Annotated in this window: 6 protein-coding genes and 3 pseudogenes; 7 read left to right on the top strand and 2 right to left on the bottom strand. The window is 66.8% G+C overall.

The annotated features are described in order from the left end of the window. Positions 1 to 526: 526 nt before the first annotated feature. The 5 genes and pseudogenes from PLJ28_RS13425 (at position 527) to PLJ28_RS13405 (ending at position 4,724) form a co-directional block, all read left to right on the top strand. Positions 527 to 1,779, top strand: a pseudogene (locus PLJ28_RS13425) (IS256 family transposase). A 42-nt stretch (positions 1,780 to 1,821) separates the two neighbouring features. Next, positions 1,822 to 2,823: pseudogene (locus tag PLJ28_RS13420) on the top strand (MinD/ParA family ATP-binding protein); the annotation flags it as partial. A gap of 14 nt (positions 2,824 to 2,837) precedes the next feature. Continuing rightward, positions 2,838 to 3,911, top strand: a complete 1,074-nt coding sequence (locus PLJ28_RS13415; RefSeq protein WP_298042312.1) for a transglycosylase SLT domain-containing protein — start codon at positions 2,838 to 2,840, stop codon at positions 3,909 to 3,911. Next, positions 3,908 to 4,441: a hypothetical protein gene (locus PLJ28_RS13410; RefSeq protein WP_298042313.1), complete on the top strand. Its 534-nt coding sequence runs from the start codon at positions 3,908 to 3,910 to the stop codon at positions 4,439 to 4,441. Before PLJ28_RS13415 ends, PLJ28_RS13410 begins: the two co-directional genes overlap by 4 nt. A gap of 112 nt (positions 4,442 to 4,553) precedes the next feature. Beyond that, positions 4,554 to 4,724 carry a ribbon-helix-helix protein, CopG family gene (locus PLJ28_RS13405; protein ID WP_324590230.1) on the top strand — a complete coding sequence of 57 codons (171 nt, stop codon included), beginning with the start codon at positions 4,554 to 4,556 and terminating at the stop codon, positions 4,722 to 4,724. Between the two features lie 692 nt (positions 4,725 to 5,416). Here PLJ28_RS13405 and PLJ28_RS13400 read toward each other — a convergent pair. Beyond that, a complete protein-coding gene (locus tag PLJ28_RS13400) occupies positions 5,417 to 5,539 on the bottom strand; it encodes a hypothetical protein (protein ID WP_324590229.1) in 123 nt (40 codons plus the stop codon). 2,662 nt (positions 5,540 to 8,201) lie between these two features. On the opposite strand from PLJ28_RS13400, the gene PLJ28_RS13395 reads away from it, so the two are divergent. Both PLJ28_RS13395 and PLJ28_RS13390 read left to right on the top strand, forming a co-directional pair. Beyond that, entirely contained in the window at positions 8,202 to 8,873 is a 672-nt protein-coding gene (locus tag PLJ28_RS13395; protein ID WP_298042321.1) for an AAA family ATPase, read from the top strand. A 14-nt stretch (positions 8,874 to 8,887) separates the two neighbouring features. Next, positions 8,888 to 9,319, top strand: coding sequence for a hypothetical protein (locus PLJ28_RS13390; protein ID WP_298042324.1), 432 nt, complete (start codon positions 8,888 to 8,890; stop codon positions 9,317 to 9,319). A 384-nt stretch (positions 9,320 to 9,703) separates the two neighbouring features. Here PLJ28_RS13390 and PLJ28_RS13385 read toward each other — a convergent pair. Continuing rightward, positions 9,704 to 10,969: pseudogene (locus tag PLJ28_RS13385) on the bottom strand (IS701 family transposase). Positions 10,970 to 11,682 lie beyond the last annotated feature (713 nt).

The following is an 11,682-nucleotide window of genomic DNA, read 5'->3' as shown; positions in this document are numbered from 1 at the left end:
GCTTGGTTCTCTCGGTGAGATGAGCGGTGGGATCGAAGCCTCTGTCGGGCCAATTCGCGTGCACCGACGTGTGGTACCAGTATGTATCGCGCACCTTCGAGTCATCATACGAGGGGTCGTCTCGCGCCGCCCAGAAGTCTGGCCGCTTCTCGACTTGGCAGTCGGTGCCACATTCTGGACAGGTTTCATACCCCTGATGAAAGCGATCCAACCACTCATCGTTCGCGTGCCACTCGTGCCTACAGGAGCCGCAGTGCATTCCGCGGAGGCGATCAAAGTTCACTGCACGCTCAATCACCCGACCAGTCTCACACCAACCACGGACGCCTTAATACTCAATACGCACACACCTCAGGCCACTTCCGTCGCCCAAAGCAAAAGGCAGAGTTTGAGAGTCACAAGAGACACCTCATACCACTCAAACGGCATGTCAGTGGGGGACTGTAAGAAAAACGGTGTGTGAGGGTCCGGGCTGATCCGAGAGGAGACGGCCGTGTCAGAGTCCACGACCGAAGCAATGGACGCGATGATCGATCCCGTGACCGGAGAGATCATTGACCATAAGGAACTGGCTGAGAAGCTGCTCGCGCAGGCCAAGGAGCAGGGCGTGAGTCTGGTCGGCCCGGGCGGGCTGCTGAACCAGCTCACCAAGAACGTGCTCGAGACGGCACTGGAGGCGGAGCTGACGGAGCATCTGGGGCACGAGCACGGTGAGGTGCCGATCGCGGAGAACACGCGCAACGGCACCCGATCCAAGACCGTGCTGACTTCAGATCGGCCCCGTGCAGATCGAGGTACCCCGGGACCGGGACGGGTCCTTCGAACCGGTGATCGTGCCCAAGCGCAAACGCCGCCTGGACGGCATCGATCAGATCGTCCTTTCACTCTCGGCCCGGGGCCTGACGACCGGGGAGATCGCCGCGCACTTCGAGGAGGTCTACGGAGCGACGGTCTCCAAGGACACCATCTCCAGGATCACCGAGAAGGTCGCCGGGGAACTCGCGGAGTGGTCGGCCCGGCCCCTGGATCCGCTCTACCCGGTGATCTTCGTCGACGCCATCGTGGTCAAGGTCCGCGACGGCCAGGTCCGCAACACCCCGTACTACGTGGTCATGGGCGTCACCACCAACGGAGAGCGGGAGATCCTGGGGATCTGGGCCGGTGACGGCGCCGAGGGAGCCCGGTTCTGGCTGCAGGTGTTCTCCGAACTGAAGAACCGGGGCGTGGAGGACGTGCTCATCGCCGTCCGCGATGGGCTCAAGGGATTGCCCGAGGCGATCACGACCACCTGGGAGCGGACGGTGGTGCAGCAGTGCATCGTGCACCTGATCCGCAACAGCTTCCGCTATGCCGGCCGGCAGCCCCGCGACGGGATCGTCAAGGCCCTCAAGCCGGTCTACACCGCACCGTCGGAGCAAGCGGCGAAGGATCGGTTCGTCGAGTTCACGACCGAGTGGGGCCAGCGGTACCCGGCCATCGTGCAGCTCTGGGAGTCGTCCTGGGCTTCAGTTCGTGCCGTTCCTGGAGTACGACGTGGAGATCCGCCGGGTGATCTGCACGACGAATGCGATCGAGTCGATCAACGCCCGCTATCGGAGGGCGGTGCGGGCCCGGGGCCACTTCCCGAACGAGGCCGCGGCGCTGAAGTGCCTGTACCTCGTCACCCGGTCTCTTGATCCGACCGGCGGCGGAAAGGCACGCTGGGTGATGAGGTGGAAGCCGGCGCTGAACGCCTTCGCGATCACCTTCGCCGGACGGTTCGAAAGAACCACTCACTGATGAAAATCGCCGGACCCACACACCCTTTATCGGACAGTCCCTCAGACGGCGGCCGCCCCGGCCGCCCCGGTGGCCCCTGCGGCACCGACGCGGCGCAGCCTGCGCGAGACGACCTTCCTGGTCCCGGACACCACCACCGAACCCGCGACCCAGGGGTGGCGGGCCGCGCTGAACCGGATGGGCCTGCGCCTGCCACCGTCGGAGGCCGAGCTGGCCGAACGGGAGGACGTGCGCACCGTGTCCCAGCACTGGCCCGGACCCAGGACCGTGGCCGTGGTCAACCGCAAGGGCGGGGCGAACAAGACCCCCACCGTGGCCCTGCTCTCCGCCGTGCTGGCCCGCTACGGCGGTGGGCCGGTGCTGGCCTGGGACAACAACGAATCCCAGGGCACCCTCGGGTGGCGCACCGAACAAGGCCCCCACACCGCCAGCGTGCTGGACCTGGTGGACTCCTCGGCTCGGTTGCTCTCCCCGGAGACCTCCACCGCGGACCTGGCGCACTTCGTCCACCACCAGCCGGCGGACAAGTACGACGTGCTGCGCTCCGATGGCAACGACGAGGGCGACCACGAGGTCACCGCCGAGGAAGTCGACATCGCCCACCAGGTCGCCTCCCGGTTCTACCGGATGATCGTCATGGACTCGGGCAACACCGCCCGCTCGGCGAACTGGCGGCGGATGATCGACCACACCGACCAGCTCGTCGTCCCGGTCACCGCGATGGAAGACCGCGCCGAGGCCGCCCTGCTCACCCTGCAGACCCTGGAGGCCCGGGGCGGGCACGACGCGGAGCTCGCCCGGGGTGCGGTGGTCATCGTCTCCGAATCCACCGACGCCGCCCGCGGCCTCGGGGGCGACGCGCTGAAGACGGCCCGGGCCGAGGCCCAGCGCATCGCCGACGGTTTCACCCCGCTGGTCCGCTCGGTGGTCCGGGTGCCCTACGACCCGGCCCTGGTGCGCGGGCTGATCCGCTACGACGCCCTGCGCCCGGGCACCCAGCGGGCCTGGCTGGCCGCCGCGGCGGCCGTCGCCCAAGGCTTCTAAGGGAACCCGCCGCCGTGGACACCTCCCGCAGCCTGCTACCCGTCGGCGCCGCGGCCGCCGTCGTGGGGCTGCTGATCCTGATCCCGGTGATGCTGATGATGCTCAACGACCAGACCCCCACCGCCCAGGCCGGGTGCCGCCCGGCCGGCGGCAACACCACGGGCATCCCCGAGCAACACCGCCAGAACGTCACCGCGGCCGCTACCGAGGCCGGGGTCCCGACCGCACTGGTCGCCGCCCAGATCCAGGCCGAATCCGGCTGGGACCACACCGCCCGCTCACCCGTCGGGGCCCGCGGTATCGCCCAGTTCATGCCCGCCACCTGGGAGCAGTACGGGGCCGGAGCCGACCCCTTCGACCCGAAAGCCGGGATCGCCGCCCTGGGCCGGTACATGAAGGACCTGCGCACCCAGGTCGGGCACCTCGCCCAGAGCGAGGCAAAGACGATCCAGCTGATCCTGGCCGCCTACAACGCCGGCCCCGGGGCCGTGCTGAAGCACCAGGGCATCCCGCCCTACGCCGAGACCACCAACTACGTGCAGAAGATCACCCGCACCGCGCAGCTGGACTACTCCGCCGACTGCCAACCCGTGGGAGGCGAGTTCATCGGGGAACTCGGCACCGGGGAATGGACCCACCCGCTGCCGGGAGGGCAGCTCACCAGCCTGTTCGGCCGCCGCCCCTGCCCGGCCGGGGTGCCCTCCTGCAACGACTACGTCACCGCCCACACCGGCATCGACCTGGCCGGGGGCGGCACCGTCGTGGCCCCCACCGACATGATCATCCGCTCCGCCGCAGACTCGATGCCCGGGCACGAGTACCTGGGCACCCACGTACTGGGCACCATGACCGAGGACCCGAAGCTGAACTTCCAGTTCCACCACTGCGCCCCCGGCACCCTCCGGGTCGCCACCGGGGACACGGTGGCCGTCGGCACCCCGCTGTGCTCCGAAGGAGCCTCCGGCAACGCCTCCGGAACCCACCTGCACTTCCAGATCACCACCCCCGACGCCCCCGGCACCACCCCCAGCCGGGAACACGCCATAGACCCCCGCCCGCTCCTCGCCCAGAAGGGAATCATCCTGTGAGACGCCCCTGGATCGCCCTCACCGGCACCGTCGTCGGCGCCGCCGCCATCGGAGCCACCGCCGCGGCCCTCATCGTGCCCGCCCTCGCCCCGCAGACCCCCGAACCGACCGTGAGCCCCTCCCCCGCGACCGCCACCACCAGCCCGGCGCACACCGAACGCGAACGCATCGCCCTGGACGCCGCGCGCATCATGACCACCTGGACCCCGGCCACCGACCACAACCGCACCGCCGCCGAACAACGCGCCCGACACCTGATGACCGCCCAACGCGCCAAGGCCGTCATCGCCCCCGAACGCCCCGCCACCGGCACCGAATGGCTCAAGGCCGCCAAACGCGAAGCCACCTCCGCACCCACCGTCGAACTCAATACCGCCACCGAACTCACCGACACCGGCGTCTCCGTCCTCGCCACCTGGACCTGGGACTCCCCCGACGGCAGCGACATCCCCACAGAACCCGGCACCCAGCCCCGCATCTACTACTTCGAGTTCACCCAGGACAACGAAATCCATGACTACAACTACTGACCCGGCGTGTCATACGTATGAAGTCGATTTCAGAAACTCTAGTGTGGGGAGCATGACTACACAGGTCCGTTCCCGCCGCGCAGGACGTCCCTCCAAGGGCGACCGACATGTCATGACCGCCCGTGTTCCCGTTGAGATGGCTGATCTGATCTTCCGTCTCGCCGAGGCCCGCGGCATTCCCGCCAGCGACTTCATCGCCGAAGCCGTGCAGGAGAAGCTGGCCCGCACCGATTTGTCCGACGTCGAGATGCAGGAGGAGCTGCCGCTGCAGAAAACCGCCTGATACAGCAGAAGGACCCGCGCCAACGGGTCCTTCCACAGAAATATCTAGTTATCCAACCCTGACCGTTACCGGCTACCAACCACTCGGTCGAGGGTTCTACCTTCCGCGTCCGCCAAGACGCTTCTGGAGGTCTGTTGCTCACTATAGCCGTACCCTCTTCGCGGGGGAAAGTTCCTGAAGCGTGTCACGCTGCGTGGTCGCTCACACATGCCCTCAGCCCACGCCCGAGTGTGCGCGTGGCCGTAGTAGACGCCACCGGCGCCATCCTCAACCAGTACGGCACGCACCGGCGTACCACCGCAGACACCCCGGCGCGCCCCTGGGCCGTGTACTTGGCCGGCAGTGACCACAGGTACCGGTTGCTGGCCTTCGACCTCGATGCCAAGACCCCCGACGCCGCAGTTGCGGTTGCGCGTGATGCCGAAACCCTTGTCGGACTGCTCGACGAAGCCGGCCTGGCCCCTGTGGTCTGTGCGTCCGGGCCGTCCGGCGGCCGTCACGTCTGGGCCGCTCTCGCGGATTCCGTGGAGGCTGACACCGTAGCCACCCTGGCCCGACTGGCCCGACACCTGTGCCCCACCCTGGACCTGGCGCCGCTGACCAACCCGGCCACCGGTTGTGTCCGTCCCCCGGGTGCTCCCCACCGAGCAGGGGGTACCTCCACCGTCGTCTCCGGTGACCTGAACAGCCTCTTAGCGCCCTCCGGCTCCGCTGCCGCTGTCCGGGCCCTCGTCGAGCACCTGGCGACACTCGTGGGAGCAGCCGAACCATCCGGCCCCCTCGAGGCGCACCGGCCGCTGCCAGTTGATGATCACGGGCATCCTTACCTGCCCGGTCCCCGGCGGGAACTGCCCGCCGTCAGCGGGGCGGCCCTCGAGGAAGACGCAGCGTTTGGGGACGCTTCCGCGGTGCTCTGGCGTGTGCTCATCGGGGCGGCCGCCGCCCGCTGGAAGCACGCCGACGTCGCCGCCCTCGTGCCCACCAGTCCCGGCCTGGAGCACCTGCGCTCCTACCGGTTGTCTACCGGTAGGAGCACCCAACGAGTGCCCCGCGAGCCCCGGGATGTTGCAGCGACCCTGGCCCGGCAGTGGGCCAAGGCCGTGGCCCACGTGGCCACCACACCCCGCCAGATCGGCGAAGACCCGACGTTTGATGCCCGCGCCGACGCCATCACCGCCCACGTCCGCGACGTCCAGGCCCGCGCCGATGCCGCCGCGGGCCGCTGGAGCCAGGGCCGCGGGCCGGCCGACCGCCGGGTCCTGGACGTCCTGTCCCTCCTGGCCCTGCAAGCCCTCACCCCGGACCTGGAGACCGACATCCGCCGCCTTGGCTTGCTCGCCGGCATCGGCCGCGAGACCGCTCGAGTCGCCTTGCTCCGGCTGGCCGCGGACGGCTGGATCACCAAGGTCCAAGACGCTGAAGGGTCCCGAGGAGCGCGGTGGCGATTGCACCCCCACGGCGATATCCACAGCAAGGAACCTAAGAGTCGGTCACAAGCGGACCCGCGCCCCGCAGGGGCCGGGGCCGCAGAGAGACTGACCCTCCTGGAAACTCTGACCCAGAGGATCCGCGCCTGCGTCCACGATGTCTTCACGCTGGGACCCGGGCTTGGACACGCTGCCGGTAACCTCTACGCCAAAGTCTCTAGAAATGCCCGGACTTTGACACAGCTAGCTCAGGACATTGGTACGACTAGGGACCATGCGGCCAGGCTGCTGGACCGACTTACTGAAGCGGGTCTGCTCACCCACTCCCCCACCGGCTGGTCCCGGAAGATCACCGATCCTCGCCCAACGGCCGCCAGACGGTTGCGCGTACACGGGCGTCTTGCCGAGCGAAGCGCCCGTTACAGGCTTGAACGCGAACTCTGGGCCTGGTGGCAAGCCGAGCTGGCCTGGATGCAAGCACCCCGACGCACCGCAGCCAGCCGACGGGCAGGCCCTGGCCAGCTAAGTCTTATTTCCGAGCTTGGTACAAACGTTTACGGGGCCCACCCCCGTCGGCCCGATGGCAAAGCAGACTATCGACGCGCCCGGTGGCTGGCGCTCACCGGACAAGCACGTGTAGATACGAGTGCCGCCGGCCGATTGCGCAGGGTGGACGCAGTCGATCAGGCCGCCTGACAGAGTACTGGGAGTACGAGACTCTGTAACTCACAGAATCTGTTTTTCAGATCATCGCCGACCTGATTCCCGGAACCTAACTCTCCGGGACTGTTCAACCTCGCTACTTCACCGCCATGTCCTTGGACCAACGGCCTCAAGTCTCCGAGGTCCGTACTCCGATGCCTACTGACGATTACAACGCAGACATGTCCTCTTCGACGATCCCTTCCTTTCCTTTGATCACAGACTCTGTAACTCACAGGCGGACAGACTCTGTGGCTCATCCCCGCGCAGATTCGTGAGGCGGTGGAGCTGCGTGCACGGTCCCGGTCTCGGGTCAGGGATCAAGGATCGAGGTTTAGAACTAGTGTCTACGAGTGCCCGCCGTGGGATGAGCGGACATCGGGCTCGTGACGCGCTCAGTTGCAGGACGTGGCCGGACGACCCGGCTCAACATCAGGGGATGCCCTCCACGCCGCAAAAATTTCCCCCTGGCGCGTTCCCCGGCGCGGCCAATAGCGTCGGAGTCTGTTAGTAACAGAGTTCGTGATTGAGTCAATTTAGTCCCTGATCCCCGACCACTCCCTCGCCGGACTCCCCCGATTTCCCACCCGTGGAGTAACACAGTCACGGACTCGCAGAGACTGTTCGTCCCGACGGGGGCCTCCGGGCGATTTCCGGGAGTGACAAGACTCTGCAAGGGGCACGCGACACCTTCCGCATCTTTTAGCGCGTCTTTCCACCACGCCTCGCTCGGACTCCCGGACTCACAGACTCCGTGATGTGCAGACACATGACCCCTCGCTCCCGCGGGAACAGGCTCCGTACTGGACTCGACCTTCCGCGATCAACGTTCGCCAGCAGCACCGGCCCCCTCAATGGGCAAGGGAGTGAACGGGCCACTTAGTCCCGTTCATAGACGGCTCCGCATCAACGGACACTAAAGAGATTCGCCCTCTCCTCAGAGCTAATACAACCGACGCGTTAGGCTCGCTACCACTGGAAGTTTCGGAGTCTGTTAGTAACAGACTCTGTTGCATGACCTAATCCGGTCTGGTCTCTGGTGAGCCGGGCCTAGCGAGGCACTTCTCCACGCTCTGCGCCGCGAATAACAGACTCGCGTACTCCCGAACTCTGTAACTAACAGGCACGCGCTCTTTGCGAGTTGAGACCCTGCGCAGCAATGACAACAGACTCTGTCAGTGACAGACTCTGTGGTGTCGGCGTGTCAAGACGAGCCCCTGCGGCAGAGAACCGTAGTCTGGGCGGTAACGGAACTTCCGAAATCTGTCACCCACAGACTTACAGACTCTGGCAATCTGTGAGTACCTGACTCTGGTGCATATCTGTAATCAACCATCAAGGAGGGCGAATGCGAATCGTCGCCGTCGTGAACGAAAAGGGCGGAGTCGGAAAGACGACCACCGTCATGGCCTTAGCGGCACTGGCCGCCGAAACTGAACGGGTGCTGGTCGTCGATCTAGACCCGCAGGGCTCGGCCATGGACTGGGGGAGTGCCGCCGAGAAGTCCGGCAAAGAACTCGACTTCCCGATCGTCACCGCGCGAAACCCCGAGGACCTCGGAGAGATGCGCAGCCTCGACTTCGACCTGATCGTCGTAGACACCCCCGGCAACCTCCAGAACGCCGACCTGCTGCGCAAGATCGTTGAATACTGCGACCACGCCATCCTGCCCACCGAACCCACCGCGATGGCTGTCCGGCCGCTGGTCCGCACCTGGCAGGACGTCGTCGAACCCACTGGCACTGCCTACTCGGTTCTACTCACCCGCACAGACCCGCGGGTGCCCCGCGACGTCGAGGACACTCGTGATCTGCTCACCCAGCTGCAACTCAGCGTGCTCGACCCCCACGTGCGCTCCTACAAGGTCCACGAACGGGCCTCCATCGACGGCACCGTGGTCACTGCATATGAGAAGAACCGGATGAGCGAGAAGGCGGCCGGGGACTACCGGGACGTACTGAAGGCACTGCGCAAGCAGTGGAAGGCTGAGGACCGCACCCGCGAAGGAGTGAACGCCTGATGGCCAAAGCTCGCATGACCGACCTGAGCGACCTGCTCGAGACGCGGAAAGCTACGCCGGCCACCCCGAAGCCTGTACCCGCTCCGAACGGAAAAGAGGCCGCCCCGAAGCCGGCGAAACGTCCCGCTGCTCCCAAGGCGGCCCCGGCCGCTCAGAAGCAGAATACGGAGACGCCCCCGGCAGTCACCGTACCCTCGGCGCCAGCTGGACTGCCCCGGTACAAAACTCTGGTCCGCAAGGAATCGCGCCTCACCGCTGCGCAGGCCGATCGGCTCAGCGGCATCGTGCGTGGCCTGAACCTCGCTCGGCAGGGACAGGGGGAGCGGATCACCGACAACACCCTGATCCGCGTCGGCCTCGAACTGCTCTTCACCCGTCTCGACGACCTGCACGGAACCACCGAGGCCGACCTGCTTCGATCCCTCGGACTTCACGAAATAAACTGACAGAACCCCTGAGTGACGGAGTCTGTCAGTCTGTCATTGTTTATGTCGCGGGCTGGCGGTGGGGTACGCCCTTCGCGTCCACCGCGGAGTGTCCAAGTCGGGCCTGCATGCCGGCATGTGGCGATCCGACCAAGACACTCGCTGCGGGTCCAGGGTGCCGGCCGCGAACTCGTCCCGTTGCGAGGCCAATCCCGGGCGCTGAAAGCGCGCCCGGGATTGGTGGACCAGCAGAGGGGCGGGGAGTCGTCCCTGGGCTTTCACGTATCGCGGGGCTTCGACTAGTAGTACTTCGTTAGGTCGGCTGCCAGTCCTGGTGGCAGTAGGGGCAGTGGCCGATCAGGGCGATGACGGCCATCTGGAGGGCGGCCAGAGTCTGGTAGAAGCTCAGCTGGCCGCCGCCGGTGCTTTTGGGTCCGGCTCCAGGCGCTGGGCGGTGGCGAACAGGTGGGCGGCGGTGACCAAGGTGACGTGGTGGTGCCAGCCGATCCAGGTCCGACCCTCGAAGTGGTCCAGGCCCAGGCCGTGCTTGAGTTCGCGGTAGTCGTGCTCGATCCGCTTGTCGGTCTTGGCCAGCCGCACCAGTTCGTCCAGTGCGGTGTCTTCGCCGAGGGTGGAGAGCCAGTAGTCGGTGGGCTCGGCGGCGCCGGTCGGCCATTCGGCCAGCAGCCAGCACGCCGGCAGGGTCCCGTCCGCCGCCCTGGGGATGGTGCGATGGGCCGGGCGCACCCGCAGGGCGGTGAACCGGCTGCTCATCACCGCCGACCGGTTCGCGGGGCCGGTGCGGGTGCCGGTGCGCCAAGCGACCTCGGTGAACCGCTCGGGGTGCTCGGTCGCCAGGGCCTGCACCGATCACGGGGCCTGGTGGTAGCGGGCAGTGCGCGGACGGGGCCCGCGCCCGGAGTAGTCCATCACCGCCGGGGTGGCCTCGGCCCGATGGGCGCTGGTGTCGGCCTTGACGGCCACCACGTACGGGATCCGGCGCTGGGTCAGAGCGGTGCGGAAGGCGCTGTTCTGTCCGTAACCGGCGTCGGCCACCACCACCGGGGGCCGGTGGCCCCAGCCGGCCAGCTCGTCGAGCATCTGCAGCGCCAGCTGCCATTTGGGCCGGTGCCGCACCGTGTCGGGGATGCCCGCCTTCGCCCGGCGCGCCCTGACCTGCTCGGCGTCCTGGGCCGTGGCCTGGCAGGTGTCGTCCCAGGCAGCGGGCACAAACAGGCGCCAGTCCAGTGGGCAGGAGGCCTGGTCGGTGACCGCGTGCACACTCACCGCGATCTGGCAGTTGCCGATCTTGCCCAGTGTGCCGGAATACTGCCGGGCCACCCCGGGCGAGGCCGTGCCCACCTTGGGGAACCCGGTGTCATCGACGACCCACGCCTCCGGGTGCACCAGCTCGATCGCCTTCGACGCCAACACCTGGCGGACCGGCTCGACCGGCCACGGCGAGGAGGACACGAACTGCTGCAGCTGCTGGTAGTCGATCCCGAGCCGGGCGCCCATCGGCTGCATCGACTTCCGGCGACCCTCCAGCATCAACCCCTGCAGGTACAGCCCACCCTTGGCCCGCTGGTCTTTCCGGACCAGCGAGGCGAACGCCTCGGCGACAAACTCCTCCAGCCGCTCACGCACATCCGGCGATCGATCAGCACGCATGGCATGAAACTACTCAGCGTCCGCATCCACCGGAAGACCTAACGAAGTACTACTAGTTCTGTTGACCGGATGAGTGAGGGGGCCACCCGTGAGAATGAATTACAGGACGAGAGGCGACGAGCCCGGTGTTTTCATCGACGGTGTCAAGGTCAGGGGCAACCTGGTCTGCAGGAAGGATCCTCGAGCGCCGTTCCACGCCGTGTATTTCAACGGAGAGCCCCAGTACGACCTCCAGTTATGGATCGATGCACGGTTGGAGACCGAGGTTCCAGCCCGCAGCCCAGAGTCTGAAGCCGTATACAAAGCGTTCGAAACCCACGACTGGGTCGGCGTGCCGGTATCGGACGCGAAGCGTTCGGGCAGTGATTGGTCACTGTCCACCTGCAGTGAACCGCCTCATCGCAGGATGAACCGCGCGAGGGCAGAGGGCAGCTGGAGGTAACCGCTCTGTCCCTGGTGGTGGGCGAGTAGCTGACGTGTCTCGCTGTCCCGTGGGCCCCGTGCCGGCAGCCAAAGTTGACCGTCACCGCCCGAGAGAAAACGCCGAGACCTGCGCGTCGGTCGTTGCCGGGTCGGATCCTTGCCTATTCCTGCAACGACACCCGGGTCCGGGCCACCGCGTCAGCGACGACGGCGCGTAGCGGGGCATTGATGTCGCGCCCGGCCAGCGGGGTGGACGCGGGCAGGCCGGCGGACTCCATCTGCTCCACCGT

It is taken from the genome of Citricoccus sp., from assembly GCF_035445025.1.
GTDB lineage: Bacteria > Actinomycetota > Actinomycetes > Actinomycetales > Micrococcaceae > Citricoccus.
The sequence above is the reverse complement of the archived record's forward strand: the minus strand, read 5'-3'. Positions and strand labels throughout refer to the sequence as shown.

Coding starts and splice junctions, on each gene's coding strand:
- PLJ28_RS13390 (WP_298042324.1), top strand. CDS start 8,888: ATGACCGACCTGAGCGACCTGCTCGAGACGCGGAAAGCTACGCCGGCC.
- PLJ28_RS13395 (WP_298042321.1), top strand. CDS start 8,202: ATGCGAATCGTCGCCGTCGTGAACGAAAAGGGCGGAGTCGGAAAGACG.
- PLJ28_RS13405 (WP_324590230.1), top strand. CDS start 4,554: ATGACCGCCCGTGTTCCCGTTGAGATGGCTGATCTGATCTTCCGTCTC.